Source organism: Streptomyces sp. NPDC026589 (assembly GCF_040638385.1).
Lineage (GTDB): Bacteria > Actinomycetota > Actinomycetes > Streptomycetales > Streptomycetaceae > Streptomyces.
Map to the genome: position 1 here is coordinate 41,748 of NZ_JBEZYG010000033.1, position 23,475 is coordinate 65,222.

Annotated in this window: 25 protein-coding genes; 16 read left to right on the forward strand and 9 right to left on the reverse strand. The window is 70.9% G+C overall.

Features of this window, described 5'->3' with window-relative positions; genetic code table 11:
- Positions 1-33 precede the first annotated feature (33 nt).
- From AB0F29_RS37070 to AB0F29_RS37085, 4 genes are all read right to left on the reverse strand, one after another.
- Positions 34-927, reverse strand: coding sequence for an LAGLIDADG family homing endonuclease (locus tag AB0F29_RS37070; protein WP_361882044.1), 894 nt, complete (start codon positions 925-927; stop codon positions 34-36).
- 253 nt (positions 928-1,180) lie between these two features.
- Positions 1,181-1,939 (reverse strand): SDR family oxidoreductase, encoded by a 759-nt coding sequence (locus tag AB0F29_RS37075; RefSeq protein WP_361882047.1) that lies wholly within the window; start codon positions 1,937-1,939, stop codon positions 1,181-1,183.
- A gap of 236 nt (positions 1,940-2,175) precedes the next feature.
- Positions 2,176-2,910: a Mut7-C RNAse domain-containing protein gene (locus tag AB0F29_RS37080; RefSeq protein ID WP_361882050.1), complete on the reverse strand. Its 735-nt coding sequence runs from the start codon at positions 2,908-2,910 to the stop codon at positions 2,176-2,178.
- A 231-nt stretch (positions 2,911-3,141) separates the two neighbouring features.
- Positions 3,142-3,963 carry a helix-turn-helix domain-containing protein gene (locus tag AB0F29_RS37085; RefSeq protein ID WP_361882053.1) on the reverse strand — a complete coding sequence of 274 codons (822 nt, stop codon included), beginning with the start codon at positions 3,961-3,963 and terminating at the stop codon, positions 3,142-3,144.
- Positions 3,964-4,124: 161 nt separating this feature from the next.
- Here AB0F29_RS37085 and AB0F29_RS37090 point away from each other — a divergent pair, with 161 nt between their 5' ends.
- Positions 4,125-4,718, forward strand: coding sequence for a TIGR03086 family metal-binding protein (locus AB0F29_RS37090; protein ID WP_361882056.1), 594 nt, complete (start codon positions 4,125-4,127; stop codon positions 4,716-4,718).
- Here AB0F29_RS37090 and AB0F29_RS37095 read toward each other — a convergent pair.
- Both AB0F29_RS37095 and AB0F29_RS37100 read right to left on the reverse strand, forming a co-directional pair.
- The gene (locus AB0F29_RS37095) at positions 4,633-4,962 is read right to left on the reverse strand and encodes a hypothetical protein (RefSeq protein ID WP_361882059.1); all 330 of its coding nucleotides are present in this window, start codon (positions 4,960-4,962) and stop codon (positions 4,633-4,635) included. The two genes, AB0F29_RS37090 and AB0F29_RS37095, sit on opposite strands and share 86 nt — an antisense overlap.
- 273 nt (positions 4,963-5,235) lie before the next feature.
- The gene (locus tag AB0F29_RS37100) at positions 5,236-5,820 is read right to left on the reverse strand and encodes a hypothetical protein (protein ID WP_073746161.1); all 585 of its coding nucleotides are present in this window, start codon (positions 5,818-5,820) and stop codon (positions 5,236-5,238) included.
- A 332-nt stretch (positions 5,821-6,152) separates the two neighbouring features.
- Between AB0F29_RS37100 and hemL the strand changes: the two genes are divergently transcribed.
- The 8 genes from hemL (at position 6,153) to ccsB (ending at position 15,869) form a co-directional block, all read left to right on the forward strand.
- On the forward strand, positions 6,153-7,424 hold the full coding sequence (hemL, locus tag AB0F29_RS37105; RefSeq protein WP_361882110.1) for a glutamate-1-semialdehyde 2,1-aminomutase: 1,272 nt from the start codon (positions 6,153-6,155) through the stop codon (positions 7,422-7,424).
- Positions 7,421-8,149, forward strand: a complete 729-nt coding sequence (locus AB0F29_RS37110) for a histidine phosphatase family protein (protein ID WP_361882062.1) — start codon at positions 7,421-7,423, stop codon at positions 8,147-8,149. The genes hemL and AB0F29_RS37110 overlap by 4 nt, the downstream gene beginning before the upstream one ends.
- Before the next feature lie 320 nt (positions 8,150-8,469).
- Positions 8,470-9,888, forward strand: a complete 1,419-nt coding sequence (locus tag AB0F29_RS37115) for an alpha/beta hydrolase-fold protein (RefSeq protein ID WP_361882065.1) — start codon at positions 8,470-8,472, stop codon at positions 9,886-9,888.
- Positions 9,889-10,242: 354 nt separating this feature from the next.
- Complete coding sequence (locus AB0F29_RS37120) at positions 10,243-11,505, forward strand: hypothetical protein (protein ID WP_361882068.1); 1,263 nt, start codon at positions 10,243-10,245, stop codon at positions 11,503-11,505.
- A gap of 67 nt (positions 11,506-11,572) precedes the next feature.
- On the forward strand, positions 11,573-12,175 hold the full coding sequence (locus AB0F29_RS37125; RefSeq protein ID WP_361882070.1) for a TlpA disulfide reductase family protein: 603 nt from the start codon (positions 11,573-11,575) through the stop codon (positions 12,173-12,175).
- 4 nt (positions 12,176-12,179) lie between these two features.
- A complete protein-coding gene (locus AB0F29_RS37130) occupies positions 12,180-12,962 on the forward strand; it encodes a cytochrome c biogenesis protein CcdA (protein WP_361882073.1) in 783 nt (260 codons plus the stop codon).
- A gap of 4 nt (positions 12,963-12,966) precedes the next feature.
- A complete protein-coding gene (locus AB0F29_RS37135; protein WP_361882076.1) occupies positions 12,967-14,787 on the forward strand; it encodes a cytochrome c biogenesis protein ResB in 1,821 nt (606 codons plus the stop codon).
- A complete protein-coding gene (gene ccsB / locus AB0F29_RS37140; RefSeq protein WP_361882079.1) occupies positions 14,784-15,869 on the forward strand; it encodes a c-type cytochrome biogenesis protein CcsB in 1,086 nt (361 codons plus the stop codon). Before AB0F29_RS37135 ends, ccsB begins: the two co-directional genes overlap by 4 nt.
- A gap of 97 nt (positions 15,870-15,966) precedes the next feature.
- Here the strand turns inward: ccsB and AB0F29_RS37145 are convergent, their stop codons facing one another.
- The gene (locus tag AB0F29_RS37145) at positions 15,967-16,320 is read right to left on the reverse strand and encodes a PLD nuclease N-terminal domain-containing protein (protein ID WP_361882112.1); all 354 of its coding nucleotides are present in this window, start codon (positions 16,318-16,320) and stop codon (positions 15,967-15,969) included.
- Positions 16,321-16,527: 207 nt separating this feature from the next.
- Between AB0F29_RS37145 and AB0F29_RS37150 the strand changes: the two genes are divergently transcribed.
- Together AB0F29_RS37150 and mqnP are read left to right on the forward strand one after the other, a co-directional pair.
- A complete protein-coding gene (locus tag AB0F29_RS37150; RefSeq protein ID WP_018961616.1) occupies positions 16,528-17,985 on the forward strand; it encodes a menaquinone biosynthesis decarboxylase in 1,458 nt (485 codons plus the stop codon).
- Complete coding sequence (gene mqnP, locus AB0F29_RS37155) at positions 17,982-18,902, forward strand: menaquinone biosynthesis prenyltransferase MqnP (protein ID WP_361882082.1); 921 nt, start codon at positions 17,982-17,984, stop codon at positions 18,900-18,902. The genes AB0F29_RS37150 and mqnP overlap by 4 nt, the downstream gene beginning before the upstream one ends.
- 13 nt (positions 18,903-18,915) lie before the next feature.
- Here mqnP and AB0F29_RS37160 read toward each other — a convergent pair whose 3' ends face one another.
- Positions 18,916-19,542, reverse strand: a complete 627-nt coding sequence (locus tag AB0F29_RS37160) for a rhomboid family intramembrane serine protease (RefSeq protein ID WP_361882115.1) — start codon at positions 19,540-19,542, stop codon at positions 18,916-18,918.
- Between the two features lie 120 nt (positions 19,543-19,662).
- On the opposite strand from AB0F29_RS37160, the gene AB0F29_RS37165 reads away from it, so the two are divergent.
- The gene (locus AB0F29_RS37165; protein WP_361882085.1) at positions 19,663-20,349 is read left to right on the forward strand and encodes a UbiX family flavin prenyltransferase; all 687 of its coding nucleotides are present in this window, start codon (positions 19,663-19,665) and stop codon (positions 20,347-20,349) included.
- Positions 20,350-20,390: 41 nt separating this feature from the next.
- On the opposite strand, the gene AB0F29_RS37170 is transcribed toward AB0F29_RS37165, so the two are convergent.
- Positions 20,391-20,537 carry a hypothetical protein gene (locus tag AB0F29_RS37170; protein ID WP_007460445.1) on the reverse strand — a complete coding sequence of 49 codons (147 nt, stop codon included), beginning with the start codon at positions 20,535-20,537 and terminating at the stop codon, positions 20,391-20,393.
- Positions 20,538-20,658: 121 nt separating this feature from the next.
- Here AB0F29_RS37170 and AB0F29_RS37175 point away from each other — a divergent pair, with 121 nt between their 5' ends.
- The 4 genes from AB0F29_RS37175 to AB0F29_RS37190 all read left to right on the forward strand — a co-directional run bounded on the left by AB0F29_RS37175 (position 20,659) and on the right by AB0F29_RS37190 (position 23,384).
- Positions 20,659-21,114: an Lrp/AsnC family transcriptional regulator gene (locus AB0F29_RS37175; protein ID WP_018961621.1), complete on the forward strand. Its 456-nt coding sequence runs from the start codon at positions 20,659-20,661 to the stop codon at positions 21,112-21,114.
- A 48-nt stretch (positions 21,115-21,162) separates the two neighbouring features.
- Entirely contained in the window at positions 21,163-22,326 is a 1,164-nt protein-coding gene (gene mqnE / locus AB0F29_RS37180; protein ID WP_018961622.1) for an aminofutalosine synthase MqnE, read from the forward strand.
- A 115-nt stretch (positions 22,327-22,441) separates the two neighbouring features.
- Positions 22,442-22,978 carry a GNAT family N-acetyltransferase gene (locus AB0F29_RS37185; protein WP_361882088.1) on the forward strand — a complete coding sequence of 179 codons (537 nt, stop codon included), beginning with the start codon at positions 22,442-22,444 and terminating at the stop codon, positions 22,976-22,978.
- Between the two features lie 112 nt (positions 22,979-23,090).
- The gene (locus AB0F29_RS37190) at positions 23,091-23,384 is read left to right on the forward strand and encodes a DUF4229 domain-containing protein (protein ID WP_361882091.1); all 294 of its coding nucleotides are present in this window, start codon (positions 23,091-23,093) and stop codon (positions 23,382-23,384) included.
- Positions 23,385-23,475 lie beyond the last annotated feature (91 nt).

Genomic DNA, 23,475 nt, shown 5'->3' on the forward strand with positions numbered 1-23,475 from the left:
CGGCGGCACGCCCTTCATCCGTCCTCCGGGGAGTTACGCGCCAGGCGGAGCGTCCTTGGGGTGCCGCACCTTCCCGGTCTTCAGCCGCCACATGCGTACGGAGCAGGAGGCTTGACTGCGGCCCAGTTCGGCGGCCGCCGCACCGGTGTCGTCGTGAGCCAGCAGAACGCGGTCCTCCCAGGCTTTCCAGCGTCGCCCCGGAGGGCGGACGCTCATGTCCGCCGGGCGCTCCCAGGAAGCGAGAGACGCGGCTGCCGTCTGTTTGCGCGCGAGGGACAGGCAGCCCGGGTAGTAGAGGTGCTCGGCCAGCTGAACCGCCGCCTCCTTCGTGTAGACGACGTTAAAGATTCCGTCGCGGGTGTTGCGTCTGATCTGCCGGGCGGCCCCGGTCACCGCCTTGACGTACCTGCAGAGATAGGCGCCGACAGCGGCGCTCGCGGTGGTCAGCGAGATGAAGGGGAGCCCCTGCCCGGTGTGGCCGACCGAGCCGTCGGCGTCGATAACGCCCCGTAGATAGTCGCGACGGGAGAACTCCACACGGGGCGGGGTGATCTTCCTCGACTTCCGGCCATAGGGAAGACCCAGCTCGCTGATCCGGGCCCTGGCTCTCTGATCGCAGAGGGTCCAGATGGCCGAGTGGTGCTCCTGGGGGAAGTTCGTGGCTCGCACCCGCTCGGTGATGCTGCTGTTGTACGGGGTCAGCCGCTGGAACTCGTGGAGTACGGCGATGTCCCGGACGCCGATCTCCACCGTCAGGCGGCCCTTGCGGCCGGTGCCTTGTGCGAGGTGGCCGTCGGCCTGGAGGAAACCGAACATGTAAGCGTATTCGGGGTGTTCGAGATCCATGAAGACCGGACCGGCCGCTGGGGCGGACAGGTGATCTCCGATCTCGAACAGTGGGGGCGCGTTAGTGTCGTGCTCAGCCATGGGAAGCCCAACTTCCTGATGGTGAGGCCCTCGGACGGGACGGCAATCCTGACCGGGGGCCGCGCTGTGTTCTGGCGCGACCGAGCTTAGGCAGCGACTGCGAGGGCCGGGTGGGTGATCCGGCCGGGTCACCCGCACGAGTGATCGAGAGAAATGGGTGCGGAGGGCCGGTCCGGCGGTGGCGGCTACGCCCCGCCCCGTACGTCGCGTGGTCCGGTGGTCCCGTCGCCCCGGCCTCAAGGGGTGATCCGGCTCAACCGGTGCGGTGGACCTTCGTGTTGGAGGCCTGGGCGCGGGGGCGGACCACCAGGAGGTCGATGTTGACGTGGCTGGGGCGGGTGACGGCCCAGCCGATCGTGTCGGCCACGTCCTCGGCGGTCAGCGGGGCGTCGACGCCCGCGTAGACCTTGGCGGCCATCTCGGTGTCGCCGCGGAAACGGGTGGTGGCGAACTCCTCGGTCCTGACCATGCCGGGGGCCACCTCGATGACGCGGACCGGGGTGCCGACGATCTCCAGCCGCAGGGTCTCGGCCAGGACGTGTTCGCCGTGCTTGGCCGCCACGTAGCCGCCGCCGCCCTCGTACGCGGAGAGCGCCGCGGTGGAGGAGAGGATCACGATCGTGCCGTCGCCGCTCGCGGTGAGGGCGGGCAGCAGGGCCTGGGTGACGTTGAGGGTGCCGATCACGTTGGTCTCGTACATCTGCCGCCAGTCGGCGGGATCGCCGGTCGCGACGGGGTCGGCCCCGAGCGCCCCGCCCGCGTTGTTGACGAGGACGGCGAGGGAGCGGAACGCGGTGGCGAACTCGTCGACGGCCGCGCGGTCGGTGACGTCCAGGGGGTAGGCCGTCGCCTGGTGACCGGCTTCGGTGATCTCGGCGGCCAGCGCCTCGATGCGGTCCTTGCGGCGGGCGGTCAGCACGACCCGGAAGCCGGCGGCGGCCAGCGTACGGGCGGTCGCGGCGCCGATGCCGCTGCTCGCGCCGGTGATGACGGCGATGGGGGTGGCGGCCATGGCGATCTCCTCGGACTGCTGATCGGGTACGGGGAGAAGAATAGGCAGGCGGTGCGGGGCGCCCCGCCCGCGGGAGGCCAGGACCGGGGACCGCGCCGGACCTGCGCTCGATCGACCGGGGCCGCGCCGGACCGGCGGCCCGAACCTACCGGTGACCGCGCCGGATCTGCGGCTCGACGTGCCGGGGGCCGTGCCGGACCGGCGGCCCGACCCTGCCATGGCCCGAACCGGGACCCTTAGGCCGGCGCGCCCCCGAATTCGGCTATCGCCTCCGACACGATCGTCTCCAGGTGGCCGTGGTGGGCGCCGCGCCAGTACACCCGGGAGCACTCCGTGCACTGGGCGAACACGTCGTACGCCTCCTGGGTGCCGTGTTCGAGGAGTCCGCTCACGGCGTCTTTCGCGGCCCCGGCCAGGGTGCCGTTGCACGCGGTGCAGCGGGTCCACGGAGCCAGGGCCGGGGCGAACCGGCCGAGGACGTCGCGGAGCTGCTCCGGGGGGCGGTCGCTGTAGACGTACGCCCCCGACCAGATCTCGCGGCGGCGCAGCAGCCCGCGGTCCCGTGAGAGCAGGACGCGCCGCTCCCGTGCGGAGAGGGTGGCCAGGGCGGGGTCGCCGATGTCCTCGCTCTCGTACGCCGCGTCGACGCCCAGGAGCCGCAAGCGGCGGGCCAGCGTCCCGAGATGGACGTCGAGGAGGAAGCGCAGGGGAGCGCCGGGGACCCGCTGGGGGCGTTCTACGGCGCGTACGTCCACGTGTTCGCCGGGGCCGGGCACATGCGAGCGGGCCACCGGGGAGCCGTTCACCAGCAGCGTTCCGGCCTCGGTGAGCGGCACGCCGAGGGACTCGATGACATGGCCGAGGGTCGAGGAGCCGTCCGTGACGAGGGGCGTGGGCCCGCCGCGACGGTCGTGCGGGACGAAGAGCCGCAGCTCAGGGGCTACTTCGAGGGTGATCTCGGGTCCGTTCACCCGGTCAGGATGCCACCGGGACGGGACGGGCTGCCAGGGATTTGGCGGGGCGTGCGGGGAACGTTGGCGGGGCGTGCGGGGAACGTTGGCGGGGCGTGCGGGGAACGGACGGGCGTGCGGGTGTGCGGGTGGATGTGCGTGCGGAGCCGCGCCCGGCCGCCGTCAACGCGGGGCGAACGCCATCGGGGGCACGCCCGTCAACGCGGGGCGAACGCCGTCGGGGCACGCCCGTCAACGCGGAGCGAACGCCGTCGGGGGCACGCCCACCGTCGCGGTGAAGTCCCGCACCAGATGGGCCTGGTCGCAGTAGCCCAGTTCCGCCGCGAGCCGCGCCCAGTCGACTGCCGGGTCGGATCCGGCGCGCTCCAGGGCCTCGTGGACGCGGTAGCGGAGTATGACCCACTTGGGGCCGACGCCGACGTACGCGGAGAAGAGCCGTTGCAGGGAGCGGGCGGAGAGCCCGGCGTCCCGGGCGAGCCGGTCGACCCGGAGCACCGTGCGGTCCGCGCGCACCCGGTCGACGACGGCCATCGCCAGCGCCGCCCGCGGGTCGGGGCGGGGCTCCAGAGCCAGCAGGAAGGCGTCCAGCGCCGTGACCCGCGCGTCCTCGTCGTCCGGGTCCAGGACGCCCCGGACGGGCGGCGGCAGCCGCAGCGCCCCGGCGGCGTCGGACCGCAGCCCGGTCCACGCGGACACCGGGCGTCCGGGTGCGAACGGGCGGAACCCGCCGGGCCGGAACTGCACCCCGCAGACCCGGCCGCGCCCGGCCAGTTTCCGGGCGAAGAGCCCGGGGTCGACACCCGCGACCTCGGCGTACCCGGACCGCTCCCGGGGGCCGTCCCCGGCCTCGTACCGCTGGAAGACCAGGTTCACCGACGGGTGCGGGACCACATGGGCGGCGTACGGCTCGGTGAGGTCCCAGTCGATCAGCCAGTAGTGCTCCAGATACGGGCGCAGCCCGGCGGCGGGCTCGCGGCGGCGGAAGCGCACGTGCGCGAACAGGTCCGGGGCGTCGACGATGCCCCGGGTGTCGCGGCGAGGTCCGGCGGCCATGACCCGATTTTAGGGCCCTTCGTCTGGATCGGGCCGGGCTCGCGGGGTCCGGTCCGGTCCGGTCCGGTCCGAGCCGGACGGAAGGCCCTGGTCCCGCGTCCGCCGCACGCCTGTCGTGTTTCTTCAAGACGCCGTGCGGTGCGCGGGCGCAGGGTGGAGGCATGAAACAGACGATCGGTGAACTGCTGGAAGCCGCCGCGGACCGCGCCCTGCCCGTCGTGCGGGGGATCGACGACGGGCAGCTGGGCGGTGGTACGCCCTGTGCCGAGTACGACGTACGGGCGCTGGTGAACCACCTGTTCCTGGTGGTCGTGAACTTCCAGGCCCTCGCGGCCCGCGAGGAGGTGGATTTCGGCCGGGAGCCGGAGTTCGTGGCGGGTGACTGGCGGGGCAGGTTCGGTGCCGAGACCGCCCGGCTGGTGGAGGCGTGGAGCGTGCCCGGCGTCGAGGAGGGCACGACCGGGCAGATGGGGCTGCCGGCCCGGACGGTGGGGCTCATGGTGCTGGGCGATCTGACCGTGCACGCCTGGGACCTGGCGCGGGCGACGGGCTCGGACTTCGTGCCGGAGGAGCGCGTGCTCGACGAACTGGGGCCGGGGCTGGCGGCGATGGCTCCGCAGGCCCGGGAGATGAAGGTGTTCGGTGAGCCGTTCCCGGTGGGGGAGGGGGCTACCGCCTTCGAGCGGCTGCTGGCGGTGACGGGACGCGATCCGGGGTGGCGTCTCCCCGGGGCGCCCGGGACGGCCGGGGGCTGAGGCTGCCCAGGGGCGATCCGGCGTGGCCCGGGGCGTCGTAGAGGGGGCCGAGCGCGGCGTGCGCGGCGTCGACGATCTCCTCGGCCAGGAGCAGCATCTCCTGTTCCGAGAGCCGGGCCGCCCGATGGGTGTACGGGGACGGTGGCGCCGGGTGCCTACGGCGCCACCAGCAGTCGCAGGCCGCGTAGATGCCGCCGCCGAAGACGAGCACGGGGATGGACAGGGCCAGCAGAACGTCGCCCACGGCGGACCTCCAGATGGTCGGGTGTCCTGTGCATCGGCGTGCCCGGTGGGTCGGCTGAAGACCGGCTGTCGGCCAAATTCTCACGATATTTGGCTCGAACCAGCCGTCGAGTGTCGGCCGTCGGGTGTCGGCCGTCCGCCGTCGAGGAGTGTCGGCCGTCGGTCGTCGCCGCACCGCCTCGCCGCGTGCGAGCGGCTCCGGGTACGCCGTGCGCGAGCGGGCTCCGGAGCACGGAGCCGCTCGAACTCCGCTCGGCCTTCGCCCGTCCCCGGATCAGGGCCAGACCAGGCAGTACGCCTGGTGCCCCGCGTCGTGCAGGCGGTGGGAGAAGTCCTGCCACTCGTGGAGCAGCTGGTAGACGTTGAAGGCGTCGCGCGGGCCGCCGCGGTCGGGGACCGTGGACCAGATGAAGGCCGCCGCGCCGACCGACTCCTCGCCGACGCCGCGCAGCGGGTCGACGACGGTCATCGGCAGCTTGACCACGGCGTAGTCGGGGTGGAGGACGACCAGTTCGAGCGGGGGGACCTTGTGCAGGGGTATGCCCTGGATCCCGGTCAGGACCATGGCGGCCACGGTCTCCGGCTTGATCTTGGTGAACATGCCGCCCATGCCCAGCTCGTCACCGCCGAGCTCCTCCGGGCGCATCGAGATGGGCACGCGTGCGGCGGTGGCCCCGTCCGGGGCGCCGAAGTACTTGTACGTCACCCCCATCCCGCCCCCGCTCCTGGTCCCGGGGGGCGGCGTGCTGTCCGCGCCCCTGCTCTGGGCGCGCTCGGCCCTGCGCCGGTGCCGCCCTCGCCGGGCAGGCTCGGGCCCCAGGTCGTCGGTCCCCTCGCCCACTCCGCCACCGCGATGCATATCTCATCCACCCGACTACTTCTTAGGAGACACAGCCCCCGCCGCGCAACCCGATCATCGTGTCAGTGACCTCCCCCGCGGGCGTGCGGTGAAACACCTGTCCGCGAAGACCGTGCGCGCCTCTGACACCATGGCATGTGTGAGCTTTCCCTATGTCGGCCCAGTTTCGCAGACGCGAGGGGACTGACGCTCTTTCGTGATACGAGGGGAGTGCGCTCCCTGCTCACCGGTGGCCGAGATTGTCAGTGATTTCCCGGCCCGGCCTCCCGATACCCGAATCGCAGATCAGGACCAAAGTGGCGTATTCATACGAAGCCCCAGTTTCGCAGTCGCTGTTCGACCGGGCGTCCGTCGTGACGCCCGGCGGCGTGAACTCTCCCGTGCGTGCCTTCCGGGCTGTGGGCGGTACGCCCCGGTTCATGGTGTCCGGCACCGGTCCGTACCTCACCGACGCCGACGGCCGCGAGTACGTCGACCTCGTGTGCTCGTGGGGGCCGATGATTCTCGGCCACTCTCACCCCGAGGTCATCGCCGCCGTCCAGGAGGCGGTCTCCCGGGGCACCTCCTTCGGTACGCCGGGTGAGGGCGAGGTCGCGCTCGCCGAGGAGATCGTGGCGCGGATCGAGCCCGTCGAGCAGGTGCGCCTGGTCTCCTCCGGCACCGAGGCGACCATGTCGGCGATCCGGCTGGCCCGCGGTTTCACGGGCCGGGCCAAGGTCGTGAAGTTCGCCGGCTGCTACCACGGGCATGTGGACGCACTGCTGGCCGCCGCCGGGTCGGGCGTGGCCACCTTCGGGCTGCCCGACACCCCGGGAGTCACGGGCGCCACGGCGGGGGACACCGTCGTGCTGCCGTACAACGACCTGGACGCGGTGCGCGCCGCCTTCGCCGCGCACCCGGGTGAGATCGCCTGCGTGATCACCGAGGCCTCGCCCGGCAACATGGGCGTCGTCCCGCCGGCGGACGGCTTCAACGCCGGGCTCAAGGAGCTGTGCGCGGCCAACGGCGCGCTGTACATCTCCGACGAGGTCATGACGGGCTTCCGTACGTCGATGGCCGGCTGGTACGGCGTCGACGGTGTCCGGCCCGACCTGCTGACCTTCGGCAAGGTGATGGGCGGCGGCTTCCCCGCGGCGGCCTTCGGCGGTCGCGGCGAAGTGATGGCGCACCTGGCCCCGGCCGGCCCGGTCTACCAGGCGGGCACCCTCGCCGGGAACCCGGTCGCCACCGCCGCCGGGCTCGCCCAGCTGCGGCTGCTGGACGACGCGGCGTACGTGAAGATCGACGCGGTCTCCGCCGAGCTGCGCTCCCTGGTGGGCGACGCGCTCACCAAGGAGGGCGTCGCGCACACCGTGTCCGCCGCGAGCAACATGTTCTCCGTCTTCTTCACGGACGAGCCCGTCCGGAACTACGACGACGCCAAGAAGCAGGACGTCTTCCGCTTCACCGCGTTCTTCCACGCGATGCTGGAGCAGGGCGTCTACCTGCCGCCCTCGGCGTTCGAGTCCTGGTTCGTCTCCACGGCCCACGACGCGCGGGCGGTCGAGCGCATCGCCGCCGCCCTGCCCGCCGCCGCCCGTGCCGCGGCGGAGGCCACCGCATGAGCGAGAAGAGCACGGACCACGAGAGCGTCGGCCGCGACGAGCAGCTGACCGTGGTGCACGTGGTCCGGCACGGCGAGGTGCACAACCCGGACGGCGTGCTCTACGGGCGCCGCCCCGGCTACCACCTCTCCGACCTGGGCCGGAAGATGGCCGACCGGGTCGCCGACCACCTGGAGAAGCGCGACATCACCCATGTCGTGGCCTCCCCGCTGGAGCGCGCCCAGGAGACCGCCGCCCCCGTCGCCAAGGCGCACGGCCTGGACCTCGCCACCGACGCCCGGCTGATCGAGGCGGCCAACGTCTTCGAAGGCAAGACCTTCGGCGTCGGCGACGGCGCGCTGCGCAAGCCGGACAACTGGAAGCACCTCACCAATCCGTTCAAGCCGTCCTGGGGCGAGCCGTACATCGAGCAGGTCGTCCGGATGATGGGTGCGCTCGACGCGGCCCGGGACGCGGCGCGCGGCCACGAGGCGGTCTGCGTCAGCCACCAGCTGCCGATCTGGATCCTGCGCTCCTTCGTCGAGCGCCGCCGTCTGTGGCACGACCCGCGCAAGCGGCAGTGCACGCTGGCCTCGCTGACGAGCTTCACCTACCGGGGTGACCGGATCGTCTCGGTCGGCTACTCGGAGCCGGCCCGCGACCTGGTGCCCGCGCACCTGCTGGCCGGGGCCAAGCCGGTGAAGGGGAAGGCCGCGAAGGGGCAGTCCAAGGCGTTCGGCGCGTAGTCCGACGCCACGGGACGGGATCCACGGGATCCATGGGACGTACGGGACCGGCTGCCGCGCACCGCGGCGGGCGGTCCCGTCTCCTTTTTCCGCGCCTCCTGTTTTTGCGCAGCACCAACAAAAAGTTAGCTTAGGCTAAGCTAACTTGACTCCAGGTGGGCGGGTCGAAGGCCCGTCGGGCCCTGCTGGTTCCCGTGGGGCTCGTCGTGGTCACGGACGCCTGCGACGGAACGGTGGAACGATGATCCGCACTGCCCCCACGACCACGACCACGCCCGACCGGAGACCGGCCGAGCGGGCCACCCCGGTGAGGCCGGCCGATGAGTGACGCGGCCCGTGCGGCGGACGCCGCCCCCCGGCCGGTCACCGGCCCCCGGGTGGCCCGGCTCGCCCGGCAGCTCGAAGCCGCCCGGGACGCCGCCGCCCGGGACGCCCTGACCGAGGCGTTCTGGGAGGAGGCGACCCGTACTGGCACCCCGCTCGTCGAAGCGCTCGACGACGCCCCCGGCCATCGCGCCGTCACCTTCCTCTGGCGCGGCCACCGCGCGACCCGCCAGGTCCTCCTGATGGCGACCGGCATCGGCGACCCCGACCGGCGGGCCGGCACGCTCCTCCGCCACCTCCCGGGCACCGACGTCTGGTACCTCGGCTACCGGCTGCGCGCCGACCACCGAGGGTCCTACCGGCTGGTCGCCGACATCTCCCCGGGCCCCGCGCCCGTCGATCCCGCCCTGCTCCAGCGGCGGTTGGCTGCGCTGACGGCGCACGGCGGGGCGGACCCCCTCAACCCGTGCCGGCTGCCGGTCCGCCGGCGGGCGGTGGAGAGTTCGGTGTTCGCCCTGCCGGAGGCCCCGCCCCAACCCTGGGCGGGCCGGCGGGCCGACGTTCGGCGCGGAGCCGTCGAGCGGCACACCGTCGCCGGCCGGTCGCCCGGCGAGGAGCGCGAGGTCTGGACGTACCTTCCGCCGGAGGGGGCGGACCGCCCCGGAGACGGACGGCCGGTACCTGTGCCTGTGCCGGGGCCGCTGCCGGTGCTCGTGCTCTGCGACGGGGGCATGTGGTTCGGGCGACTCGGCTTCCAGGACACGCTGGACGCGCTGATCGCCGACGGGGCCCTGCCGCCGCTCGTCGTGCTCTCCCCGGACGGCGAGGGCGGCGAGGGTGCCGAGGACGGCGAGGCCGCCGGGTCCCGGCGGCGCGACCCGGGCGGGCGGGAGGCCTACACCGCCTTCCTCGCCGACGAACTGCTGCCCTGGGCGCGCGCCCGGTGGCCGTTGACCGCCGACGCGGACCGGACCGTCGTCTCCGGCCAGGGGCCCGGCGGGACGACGGCGCTGTACGCCGCCCTCACCCGGCCCGAACGCTTCGGCCGGGTCCTCGTCCAGTCACCCTCGCCGGACGGGCGGCCCGATGGCGAGGAAAGGGCCCCGGGCGAGGCGGACCGGATGCCCGACGGCGGGAGCCGACTCCTTGACAGCGGGGACCGGACCACGGCCGGCGAGGGCCGGACGGCCGACGGGGACCAGGCCACGGCCGGCGGGGACCGGATTTTCGGCCCCGTCGTCCACCTCGCCCTCGGCCTGCACGACGGGGCCGCTTGGGCCGAGCACGGAGAGGCTCTCGTCCCGGCGCTGCGCGCCCGGGGGTACCGGGTCGTCCGCACCGTTCACAACGGCGGCCGCGACCACGCCTGCTGGCAGGGGCTCCTGGCCGACGCCCTGGTGGAGACCTTCCGCTAGGCAGAAAGGACCTAGGACGGCCGACGGGCCGTCTCCGCGCCCGCGCATGAGTTCGACGATCCAGGGAAGCCGATCCGTCGGCGCCGACCGGTGGCCCCGAAACCGGTCGATGATCCGTCGGCCGACGGCAGAACTGCGCAGGGCCACTCCCGCGTCCCCCATCAGGGATGCTCGTAAGCGCGTGCGAGCGTCGTACGGACGTGTCGCGCCCGGATCGGGCGGACCGTCGGTCGAGCTGTGAGGTAAAGCGTAAAGAAAGTCCCCAAATGCACGGAACCGACGTGTTACGCGCCCCATCTAACCCTTCAGCAGTTTGTATGAGATTGAGATAAAACGACCGCAGATGGGGACGGTATGCGCGAGATCAATCGAAGGGGCCTGCTCGGGGCGGGGCTCGGCGCCGCAGCCGCGATCGGCCTCGCCGGCTGTGGCGCCTCGGGCTCCTCCGGCGACGGAGGTCCCGGCCGGGGCGGCGGAGGCGACGCGGGCACCAGCGGCAACGGCAACGGCAGCGGAAACGGCGTGCCGAAGAACAAGGTCCGGCTGATCGGTGACGGCTCGACCGCCGACACCGGCAAACAGCCCAACCAGCCGCAGGCGCCCGTCCCGCTCGAACCCGGCCAGAAGCCGCCGCAGTTCGTGATCTTTTCCTGGGACGGCGCGGGCGAGGTCGGCAACGGGCTCTTCCCGCGCTTTCTCGAACTGGCCAAGGAGCACGACGCGGCCATGACGTTCTTCCTCTCCGGCATCTATCTGCTGCCCGAGTCGAAGAAATCCCTCTACCGTCCGCCGAACAACCCCCGCGGCGCCTCCGACATCGGCTATCTCACCGACGATCACGTCAGGGACACCCTGAAATACGTACGCCAGGCGTGGCTGGACGGCCATGAGATCGGCACCCACTTCAACGGGCATTTCTGCGGTGGTTCCGGATCCGTCGAGCGCTGGACGCCCGCCCAATGGCACAGCGAGATCAATCAGGCTGTGTCCTTCGTCACGGAATGGCGGACGAACACCGGCTGGGAGAACGAGGATCCGCTTCCGTTCGACTACCGCAAGGAACTGATCGGCGGCCGCACGCCCTGCCTGCTCGGCCAGGACAACCTCCTGCCGACCGCGAGCAAACTGGGGTGGCGCTACGACGCCAGCTCACCGGGAGGCCGCCAGACCTGGCCCGTGAAGCGCGGCGGCGTCTGGGATCTGCCGTTGCAGGCGATGCCGTTCCCCGGGCACTCCTTCGAGGTGCTCTCGATGGACTACAACATCCTCGCCAATCAGTCGAAGAATTCGACGAAGGGCATGCCCTCGCGTTATCCGGGCTGGCGGACCCAGGCGACCGGGGCGTATCTCGCCGGTTTCCAGCGCGCGTACGAGTCGAATCGCGCGCCGTTCTACATCGGCAACCACTTCGAGGAGTGGAACGGCGGCATCTACATGGACGCCGTGGAAGAAGTGATCAAGAAGGTGGCGGACAAGGACGACGTGCGTCTCGTCTCGTTCCGGCAGTACGTCGACTGGCTCGACGTTCAGGATCCCGCCGTGCTCGCCAAGCTCCGGACACTGGACGTCGGACAGGCGCCCGCCGGCGGCTGGAACTCCTTCTTTAAACAGGCTTGACAAGGGGCTTTACGGGCACCGAGGGGGGCGCGGGGAAGCCCGGAATCCGCCATGCGAAACTTTTCACATGAGCTTTGGCCGCGCGTCCCGACGCCGCTTCACCCTGCTCGCCGCCACCGCTGTGGCCGGTGCCCTGACGCTGTCCGCGTGCGGCGACGGCAACAAGGCCGGAGGCGGCGGCAACACCAACTTCATCACCGGCAGCGGGGGCATCTCCACCGTCGCGAAGGCGGACCGGGTGGCCGCGCCGAAGCTCGACGGCGAGGGTCTGGACGGCAAGCCGCTCGACATCGCCGACTACAAGGGCAAGGTCGTCGTGCTCAACGTCTGGGGCTCCTGGTGCGGCCCCTGCCGGCTGGAGGCGAAGTACTTCGCGCAGGTCTCCGAGGAGACGAAGGCCCAGGGCGTCCAGTTCGTCGGCATCAACACCCGGGATCCCGAGCGGGACAAGGCGATCAACTTCGAGAAGGACTACGGGGTCGAGTACCCGAGCTTCTACGACCCGATCGGCAAGCTCATCCTCCGCTTCCCCAAAGGCACCCTGAACCCGCAGGCCATCCCGTCCACCGTGGTCCTCGACCGGGACGGGAAGATCGCCGCCCGCACGCTCCGGGCGCTCGACGCGGACGAGCTGCGCGAGATGATCGACCCGATCATCGCGGAGAAGTGATCCAGTGATCCCGCTCGCCGCCCACCACGAGACCGTCACGCTGGCCGCGTACAACGACACCGTCCTGACCGGGGCGCTGCTGGTCGCTCTGCCGCTCGCCCTGCTGGCCGGTCTCGTCTCCTTCTTCTCGCCCTGCGTCCTGCCGCTCGTACCCGGCTATCTGAGTTACGTCACCGGGGTCAGCGGCACGGACCTCGCCGAGGCCCGCCGAGGCCGGGTGGTGGCGGGCGCCTCGCTGTTCGTCCTCGGCTTCACCGTGGTGTTCGCCTCCACCGGCGCGCTCTTCGGCTACTTCGGCCACGAGCTCCAGGCGCACTCCGAGGTGCTCAACAAGGTCCTCGGCGTGCTGATGATCCTCATGGGCGTCTTCTTCATGGGGCTCCTGCCGGGGGTGACAATGCGCGAGTTCCGCATCCACAAGCGGCCGGTGGCCGGACTGGCCGGCGCGCCGCTGCTCGGCGCGCTCTTCGGGATCGGCTGGACGCCGTGCATCGGCCCGACCCTCGCCTCCGTACTCGCTCTGTCGACCGACAGCGCCACCGCCGGACGCGGCGCGATACTGACCGTCGCGTACTGTCTCGGTCTCGGTGTCCCGTTCGTCCTCGCCGCGGTCGCCTTCCGCAAGGCGCTCGGCGCGTTCGGCTGGGTCAAGCGCCACTACGCATGGGTGATGCGGATCGGCGGCGGCATGATGATCGTGACCGGAATCCTGCTGCTGACCGGTGTGTGGGCCACGCTCATGCAGCACATGCAGAGCTGGTCCAGCGGCTTCGTTGTAGGGATCTGAGTTCATGAGCAAGTCGAACGGCACGGAGACGCGGCAGCGCGAGGCCGAGCGCGATCAGGGCTCCGCCCACGGTGCGGCGGGCGAACAGCTTTCCACCGCGCCCCGTGAGGAGCGTCCCGACACCGGGGCCGGCGTACCCGCGATGAGCGTGACCGGCTGGGCGCGCTGGTTCTGGCGTCAGCTCACCTCGATGCGGGTGGCGCTGATCCTGCTCTTCCTGCTCTCTCTCGGGGCCATCCCGGGGTCCCTGATCCCGCAGACCAGCGTCGACGACATGAAGGTGCAGGCCTTCAAGGACCAGCACACCACCCTCACCCCGATCTACGAGAAGCTCCAGCTCTTCGACGTCTACAGCTCGGTGTGGTTCTCCGCGATCTACATCCTGCTGTTCGTCTCGCTCATCGGCTGCATCGTGCCGCGCACCGGCCAGTTCGTGGGCCAGCTGCGCAGCCGCCCGCCGGGCGCCCCGAAGCGGCTGACCCGGCTGCCCGCGTACACCACCTGGCGCACGGAGGCCGAACCCGAGGCGGCCCGTGCGGCGGCCCTCGCCCTCCTGCGCAAGCGGCGCTTCCGGGCGCACGTGGTGGGCGACGCGGTCGCCGCCGAGAAGGGCTACCTCCGCGAGGCCGGGAACCTGGTCTTCCACATCGCCCTGATCGTGATGCTGGTGGCCTTCGCCTCCGGGCAGCTCTTCAAGTCGGAGGGCGGCAAGCTGATCGTCGAGGGCGACGGCTTCTCCAACACGCTCACCCAGTACGACGACTTCAAGTCGGGCTCGCTCTACGACTCCGACTCGCTGGCCCCGTTCAGCTTCGTGCTCGACGAGTTCGTCGGTACGTACGAGAAGAGCGGCCCGCAGCGCGGCACCCCGCGGACCTTCGAGGCCCGGGTGACGTACACCGAGGGGGCCGACGGCGCGGAGCGCAAGGACGTCATCAAGGTCAACGAGCCGCTCGTCGTGGACGGCACCAAGATCTATCTGATCGCCCACGGCTACGCCCCCGTCGTCACCGTCCGGGACGGCAAGGGGAAGGTCGTCTCCCGGTCCGCGGTCCCGCTGCTGCCGATCGACAACAACATCACCTCGTCCGGCGCCATCAAGGTGATGGACGGCTACAAGGACAAGAACGGCAAGAAGACCCAGCTGGGATTCAAGGCCTTCTTCGTGCCGACCTTCGCCGGCGAGGGCAAGGGCCAGATGTTCTCGCAGTTCCCCGCCCTGGACTTCCCCGTACTGGCGCTCAGCGCCTACCAGGGCTCCCTCGGCGTCGACTCCGGGCTGGCGCAGAACGTCTACCAGCTCGACACGTCCAAGATGAAGGAGTTCAAGGGCGAGGACGGCGAGCTCCTCAAGAAGATGATGATGCCGGGCGAGAAGCTGGACCTGCCCGACGGTGCCGGATCCATCACCTTCGACGGCGTCGAGGAGTGGGCCAGCTTCCAGATCTCGCAGCAGCCGGGCAACGGCTGGGCGCTCGGCGGATCCGTCGCCGCCATCGCCGGACTCGCCGGCTCGCTGTTCATCCAGCGCCGCCGCGTGTGGGTGCGGGCGGTCCGGGGCGCCGACGGCGTCACGGTCGTGGAGATGGCGGGCCTGGGCCGCAGCGAGTCCGCGAGGCTCCCCGAGGAGCTGGGCGACCTGTCGGCCGCTCTGGTCACCACGGCGCCCGTCGCCCCCGCCGCCGCCGAGGCCCCGGACACGCCGGAGAAACCGGATACGCCGGACGGGCCCGGTACGACCGGCGCCACGAACGATGTCACGAACGAGGCCGGGAGCCGGCCCGTACATCCTGCCGAAGCACCTGCCGAAGGGGCTGAGAAGTGAATCTCGCCGCCGCAACCAACGAGAGCCTGGCGAACACCAGCAATGTGCTGATCTATTCGTCGATGGCCGTCTACACCCTGGCCTTCTTCGCGCACATCGCGGAGTGGGTGCTCGGCAGCCGCAGCAAGGTCGGCCGCACCGCCGCCGCGCTGTCCGCTTCCGGAGCGTCCGCCTCCGCGTCCGCCGCCACCGGGGGGAAGGCGCGCGTCGGCGGCACGGCCGTGCTGGACCGGCCCGAGGTCATCACCCGTTCCGCCACCGGTACGCGTGACGTGCCCGACGGCCCGGGTGCGGCCGGCGGCACGTTCAAGGGCGACCTGTGGGGCCGGATCGCGGTCTCGCTGACCGTGGTGGCGTTCCTCGTCGAGGCGAGCGGCGTCGCCACCCGCGCCCTGTCGGTGCAGCGGGCCCCCTGGGCCAACATGTACGAGTTCTCCATCACCTTCTCCACGGTGGCGGTCGGCTCCTACCTGGTGCTGCTCGCCCTGAAGAAGAACGTCCGCTGGATCGGCCTCCCGCTGGTCACCACCGTCCTGCTGGACCTCGGCATCGCGGTCACGACGCTCTACACCGACAGCGACCAGCTGGTGCCCGCGCTGCACTCGTACTGGCTGTGGATCCACGTCTCGACCGCGATCATCTGCGGCGCCGTCTTCTACCTCGGCGCGGTCGGCACGGTCCTCTACCTCTTCCGCGACACCTACGAGAGCAAGCTCGCCTCCGGAGGCACGCCCGGCAAGTTCGCCACCTCGGTCATGGAGCGGCTGCCCTCGGCGTCCACGCTGGACAAGTTCTCGTACCGGATCAACGCGGCCGTCTTCCCGCTGTGGACGTTCACGATCATCGCCGGCGCGATCTGGGCGGGCGACGCCTGGGGCCGGTACTGGGGCTGGGACCCCAAGGAGGTCTGGTCGTTCATCACCTGGGTCGCCTACGCCGCCTATCTGCACGCCCGCGCCACCGCCGGCTGGAAGGGCCGCAAGGCCGCCTACCTGGCGCTCGTCGCGTTCGCCTGCTGGCTGTTCAACTACTACGGCGTGAACATCTTCGTCTCCGGCCTGCACTCCTACGCGGGGGTCTGAGAACGCGGGGGTCTGAGAAACCGCGCACGACGTACGACGGCTCCCCGGGCGGATTCTCGTCCGGGGAGCCGTCGCGTAGCGGATCGGTGGTGCGCCGTCAGGAGGCCGGCGGGGTCTTGTCGTCAGGGCCCGTACCGCCGTCGCGGCGGCCCCGCTCCTCCTCGGCCGCTGCCTCGGCGTCCTTGTCGTCCTTGAGCGACTTGAGGAAGTCCGGGTTGTCGTCCGGGGCCACCCACTGCTGCCGCCCGCGCCGCTGCCAGGCGGGTCCCGTGCCCCCGGCCCTGTTGTGGCGCTTCTTACCGGCGGCGAGCCACACGACCGGGCCGACGATCCAGAACAGCAGGATGATGAAGACCCAGGCGATCTTCGGCAGATGCTTGGTGTCCTCCTCCGTGGTGTTCAGGCAGTCGATGAACGCGTAGATCGTCAGAGCCAGCGGGACGATGAACATCAGGGCTCTCATGGTGCGTCCCCCAGGAAGCGGCGGCGGGCGGGATGAAGCCCGGTGTCGCGGCCAGGGTACCGGCTCGGCATGAAGGAACCGGGGCCCGGAGGCGGACCAGCCGGGCGCGTGCCCGGACGGTCGGCGGACTTTCGGCGCGCGGCGCGGGGGGAGCCCCGGCGGGGCCGCGTGGGCGGGGATGACAAACTGGACCGCATGGCTTACGACGATCTTCGCTCCCTGCTCCGGGCTCTTGAGCGCGATGGTGATCTCAAGCGCGTCAAGGTCGAGGTCGACCCCCACCTGGAGGTCGGCGAGATCGTCGACCGGGTCAACAAGGCGGGCGGGCCCGCCCTGCTGTTCGAGAACGTCAAGGGGTCCTCGATGCCCCTGGCCATGAACGTCTTCGGTACCGACCGGCGCCTCCTGAAGGCCCTCGGACTGAAGTCGTACAGCGACATCAGCGACAAGATCGGCGGACTCCTCAAGCCGGAACTGCCCCAGGGCTTCGTCGGGGTGCGGGAGGCCTTCGGAAAGCTCGGCTCGATGGTGCACGTACCGCCGAAGAAGGTGAAGACCGGCGACGCGCCCGTCCAGGAGGTGGTGCTGACCGGCGACGACGTCGACCTGGACCAGCTGCCCGCGCTGTTCACCTGGCCCGAGGACGGCGGCTCCTTCTTCAACCTCGGCCTCACCCACACCAAGCACCCCGAGAACGGCGTCCGGAACCTGGGCCTCTACCGGCTCCAGCGGCACGACAAGCGCACCATCGGGATGCACTGGCAGATCCACAAGGACAGCGCCAACCACTACCAGGTCGCCGCCCGGCGCGGTGAGCGGCTGCCCGTCGCCATCGCCTTCGGCTGCCCGCCCGCCGTGACGTACGCCTCCACCGCGCCGCTGCCCGGGGACATCGACGAGTACCTCTTCGCCGGGTTCGTCCAGGGCAAGCGGATCGAGATGGTCGACTGCAAGACCGTGCCGCTCCAGGTCCCCGCGCAGGCGGAGGTCGTCATCGAGGGCTGGCTGGAGCCGGGCGAGATGCTCCCCGAGGGCCCCTTCGGGGACCACACCGGCTTCTACACCCCGCAGGAACCGTTCCCCGCACTGACCATCGACTGCGTCACCATGCGCAAGCGGCCGCTGCTCCAGTCCATCGTGGTCGGCCGGCCGCCGACCGAGGACGGGCCGCTGGGCCGGGCCACGGAGCGGTTCTTCCTGCCGCTGCTCAAGATCATCGTGCCGGACATCGTGGACTACCACCTCCCCGAGGCGGGCGGCTTCCACAACTGCGCGATCGTCTCGATCGACAAGAAGTACCCGAAGCACGCCCAGAAGGTGATGAGCGCGATCTGGGGCGCGCACATGATGTCGCTGACCAAGCTGATCGTGGTGGTCGACTCCGACTGCGACGTCCACGATCTGCACGAGGTCGCCTGGCGGGCGCTCGGCAACACCGACTACGCCCGCGACCTCACGGTCACCGAGGGGCCGGTCGACCACCTGGACCACGCCTCGTACCAGCAGTTCTGGGGCGGCAAGGCGGGCATCGACGCCACGAAGAAGCTGCCCACCGAGGGTTACACCCGGGACGGCGGATGGCCGGAGATGGTCGAGTCCGACCCGGAGACGGCGGCGAAGGTCGACCGTCGCTGGAAGGAATACGGGCTGTGAGCAGTACGACGGAAGCGGCGTCCGCTCCCGGGCCCGCGCCCTCGGCCGGCAAGGTGAAGTCCTTCCTGCGCCTGGTGATGATCGAGCACTCGGTCTTCGCGCTGCCGTTCGCGTACATCGCCGCGCTGACCGCGATGTTCCTGCTGGACGGCAGCATCCACTGGGGCACGCTGCTGCTCGTCACGCTGGCGATGGTGGGGCTGCGGACGTTCGCGATGGCCGCCAACCGGATCATCGACCGGGAGATCGACGCCCGGAACCCGCGCACCGCGGGCCGTGAGCTGGTGACCGGCGCGGTGTCGGTGAAGTCCGCGTGGACCGGTGCGCTGGTCGCGCTGGCCGTCTTCCTGGGCGCGGCGGCCCTGCTCAACCCGCTGTGCCTGGTGCTCGCGCCGCTGGCCGTCGTGCCGATGGTGCTCTACCCGTACGGCAAGCGGTTCACGAATTTCCCGCACGCCATCCTGGGCCTGGCGCAGGCCATCGGACCGGTCGGCGCCTGGCTCGCGGTGACCGGCAGCTGGTCGTGGGACGCGGTGATCCTCGGGCTCGCCGTGGGGATCTGGATCGGCGGCTTCGACCTGATCTTCGCCTGTCAGGACGTCCAGGCGGACCGGGCCCACGGGGTGCTCTCCTTCCCGGCGCGCTTCGGGATTCCGGCGGCGCTGTGGGGCGCGCGGGTGTGCCACGTGGTCACGACCGGGCTGCTGGCGTGGTTCGGCCTGGCCACCCACGCCGGGCTCTTCTACTGGATCGGCATGGTGATCGTCGCGGTGGCGTTCGTCTACGAGCACCGGGTGGTGCGGCCGCACGATCTGTCCCGGCTGAACCGGGCGTTCTTCTCGGTGAACGGCTTCATCGGCATCGCGCTGTTCGCCTGCGCGCTGCTCGACCTGCTGGTGCGCGGCCTCACGCCGTGAGCGGAGGTCCGGCTCAGACCGTGACCAGGTTCTCCGGTGCGCGGCGCGGGCGGCGGAAGAGGAAGGCCGCCGCCACCCCGCCGGCCAGGCCGAACAGATGGCCCTGCCAGCTGACGCCCGAGTCGGTCGGCAGGACGCCCCACAGCAGCGAGCCGTAGACCACGGCGACGCCGACGCCTATGAGGACGTCCCAGGGGCGGCGGTCCACGAAGCCGCGGACCAGCAGATAGCCGAGCAGCCCGAAGACCACGCCGGACGCGCCGAGCGTGATCGTGTTCGCCGGGGCGGTCAGCCAGACGCCGAGGCCGCTGACCAGGATGATCGTCACGACGACGGCGGCGAACCGGCGGAGCCCCGCGAGGGCGGCGATGAAACCGAGGACCAGCAGCGGGACGCTGTTGGAGGCCAGGTGCTCCCAGCCGCTGTGCAGGAACGCGGCGGGCACCACGTCCCGCAGCTCCGCCGTCTCGCGCGGGCTGATGCCGTAGGTGTCCAGGGCGTTGCCCGTGGCGGTGTCGATCCCTTCGAGGATCCAGAGCAGGGCCACCCAGCCCGCCATCAGGAGCCCCGCGGTGAGGGCCCGCGCACCGCCGGTGGCGCCGTTGCCCGTGGTCCGGCCGGTGGTCCAGTAGTCGCCCATGGTCAGCCCCTTCCCCCGGTTGCCCGTCACCCGGTGAACGTCTGCGGCGCCCGCCCGGTTCCGGGTGCTGGGCGCGAGGGCCCGCCGGATAGGCTCGCAGGTGTGGAATCCAGGACTTCAGTGACTCATCAGCAGCGGCGGCCTTGGATTGTCGGGGTGTCCGGTGCTTCGGGTACCCCGTTCGCGGCCGCCGTTCTGCGCGGGCTGCTCGCGGCGGGCGAGAGCGTGGACCTGGTGGTGAGCCGGGCCTCGCGGCTCACGCTGCTGGACGAGACCGGCATCGCGTTCCGGGACGGGCACTGGCGCGAGGATCTGCGGACCTGGCTGGAGCGGGGGGCCGACGGGAAGCCGGACGCGTTCGCGGTCGGGGACGCGGAGCTGGAGCGCGTACGCCATTGGCCCGCCGGTGATCTGGCGGCCGGGCCGTCCTCCGGGTCGTACCCGGCGAAGGGGATGCTCATCGTGCCGGCCTCGACGGCCTGTGTGGCCGGAGTGGCGCTCGGTCTGTCGAAGGATCTGCTCCAGCGGGCCGCGAGCGTGACGCTCAAGGAGCGCCGCCCGCTCGTCGTGGCGGTGCGCGAGACTCCGCTGAGCGGCCAGACGCTGAAGCAGATGGTGGCCCTGGACGAGGCGGGCGCGATCGTGCTGCCCGCCTCTCCGGCGTTCTACGCGGGTGCGACGCATATCCAGGATCTGGTGGATTTCGTCGCGGGGCGGGTGCTGGACGCGGGAGGCGTGCCGCACCGGCTGTACCGCCGCTGGGAAGGAGAGCTCGGTGGCGGTTCCCGAGGCCCTCAGGACCGATAGGCCCTGGTCAGTACCTGGAGGACCGGTGAGTCAGGTCCTGGTCAGCGCTTCTTGTGCGCGCGCGGGGTGCGGGTCTTGTCGACCCGGTGCGCGGCGGCGGGCTGGTGGGCACGCGAGCGGTTGGCCAGGTCCTGCAGCTCGCGCATCCGGGCGTAGGCCATCTCGATCGTGTACACGGTGAAGTTCACTCCTGAAGATTCGAAAGCGTTTCTTGGATGTTCTAGAAGATTTGCAGGGCGTCAGTCCTGCATGCCTTAGATTCTACACGTAGACTCGCGGTACTGCTGAACAATGGAAGGTTTCAGTCACATGGACGCGGTGGACAGGCAGCTCATCCAGGCCCTCAGGGAGAACGGCAGGGCCTCGTACGCCGAGCTGGGACGGCTCGTGGGGCTCTCCGGGCCCAGCGTCACCGACCGCATCAACCGGCTGGAAACCGCTGGTGTCATCACCGGCTACCGCGCCACCGTCGACTCCGCGTCGCTGGGGCTCGGCGTGACCGCGCTGATCGGGATCTCGCTCTCGGACGCGGCCGACCACGAGGACGTGGCGCGCCGGCTGAAGGACCTCGCGGAGATCGAGGACTGCTGGTTCATCGCGGGCGACGACTCGTACATGCTGAAGGTCCGGGTCGGTGACGTGGACGGTCTCGAGAAGACGATCCGCCGCCTCAGCGGTACGAAGGGCGTCTCCCGGACGCGTACGACGATCGTGCTCTCCACCAAGTGGGAGAACCGGGTCGGAGAACTTCCCGAAGAGGCGTAGGCGTACGGTTGGGCGGAGTCGAAACACGGAGATATGGGAGGCGCCCTAGTGGACGCGGGACTCAAGCGCGAGCTGGAGGAGAAGGTCCGGGCCGGCGAGCGGCTGACCCGCGAGGACGGGATCGCCCTCTACGCGTCCGACGACCTGGCGTGGCTCGGCGGGCTGGCGCACGAGGTGCGCACGCGCAAGAACGGCGACGTGGTGCACTTCAACGTCAACCGCCACCTCAACATGACCAACGTGTGCACCGCCTCGTGCGCGTACTGCTCGTTCCAGCGCAAGCCGGGCGAGAAGGACGCGTACACGATGCGCATCGAGGAGGCCGTCCGCCTCGCCAAGGCGATGGAGGGCGAGAACCTCACCGAGCTGCACATCGTCAACGGACTCCACCCGACGCTGCCGTGGCGCTACTACCCGCGCTCGCTCAGCGCGCTGAAGGAAGCCCTCCCGGACGTCGCGCTGAAGGCGTTCACGGCGACGGAGATCCACCACTTCGAGACGATCTCCGGCCTCTCGGCCTCCGAGATCCTCGACGAGCTGATCGAGGCCGGTCTCGAATCGCTGACCGGCGGCGGCGCGGAGATCTTCGACTGGGAGGTCCGCCAGCACATCGTCGACCACCGCACCCACTGGGAGGACTGGTCGCGCATCCACCGCCTCGCGCACGAGAAGGGGCTCAAGACCCCCGCGACGATGCTGTACGGGCACATCGAGGAGCCCCGTCACCGCGTCGACCACGTGCTGCGGCTGCGGGAGATGCAGGACGAGACCGGCGGCTTCCAGGTCTTCATCCCGCTGCGCTACCAGCACGACTTCGTGGACATGAAGGACGGCAAGGTCCGCAACAAGCTCCAGGCGCGCACCACGATGGCGACCGGCGCCGAGGCGCTGAAGACCTTCGCGGTCTCCCGGCTGCTCTTCGACAACGTGCCGCACGTCAAGGTGTTCTGGGTGATGCACGGTGTGCAGACCGCCCAGCTCGCGCTCCAGCACGGCGCGGACGACATGGACGGCTCGGTCGTCGAGTACAAGATCACCCATGACGCCGACGACTTCGGCACGCCGAACAAGCTCGGCCGCGAGGATCTGCTGGACCTGATCCGCGACGCCGGTTTCCGGCCGGTCGAGCGGAACACGCGGTACGAGATCCTGCGCGAGTACCCGGGTCCCGAGGCGGACCGCCGCGAGTCGCCGCAGCCGATGCGCGTCTGAAGCCCGGCCTGTCCGACCCCGAAGCGCGAGAAGCCCCGGCCGCCGTCCCGGCCGGGGCTTTCTCGCGTTTCGGACAGGGTTGAGCCCTGCGGGGTGTAATGGTTACTCTGCCTCTATGGCACTTACTTTCGAGCTGGACCCCTCGTTCACCCCCGCCCTGCGCGACGGCATCACCGCCCTCTGGGCCGATGTCAGCAACGCGGGCGGAGCCGTCGGTTTCGTTCCGCCCGTCACGGCCGAGGAGATCCGGCCCGAGCTGCTCAAGCACCTCGTGGCCATCGACCAGGGCCGCGCCCGGCTGCTCATCGGCCGCGACGAGGAGGGCGCCGTCGCCGCCACCGCCTTCCTCACCCTCAACGACCACCGGCTGATGAAGCACTGGCTGTGGCTCTACACCGTCATGGTCCACCCCCGCCACCAGGGCAAGGGGTACGGCCGCGACCTCATGGCCGCCGCCGCCGACGCCGCCCGCTCCGTCGAGGGCATCGAGGCGATCCGCCTCACCTGCCGGGGCGGCACCGGCGCCGACCGCTTCTACGCCGCCTGCGGATACAAGGAGGTCGGCCGGGTGCCGGACGCGATCCGGGTCGCCCCCGGCGACGACCGCGACGACATCGTCATGCTGCTGCCGCTGGGCCCGGAGTTCCCTTGAGTCGAGGGCCCGCCGTGGGCCCGGCAACCCCCTGAACCGAGAGAATTCGGGCCATGCTTCACTGGACGGGCAGAAGCGTGTCGAGAGTCCATGGGAAGAGAGAGGGCCAGCCGTGTCCGCTGCCAAGCCGAGCGCGTTGATCCGTTACACGGCGTTGCGCCTGCTGATCTTCGTCGGCTGCTTCCTCGCCGCCGGTGTCGCCGTCCACTTCGGGCTGGTGCCCGCAGGGCTCGGGGGCTCCAACGCCATCTGGGTGATCCTCCTCGGTCTCCTCCTCTCCGCCCCGCTCAGCTACGTGCTGCTGCGCAGGCAGCGCGACGAGATGTCCGAGCAGATCGTCTCCACCGTTGACCGGACCAAGGCGCGCCTCGACGCCAACCGCACCCGCGAGGACGCGGTCCAGTAGCACCCGTGACACCTGTAGGCGCCACGTAAGCTTCCTCACACGCGCACGCCGCGCGCACCCTTCTCCGCCGGACCCCGGGCGGGAGCCAACA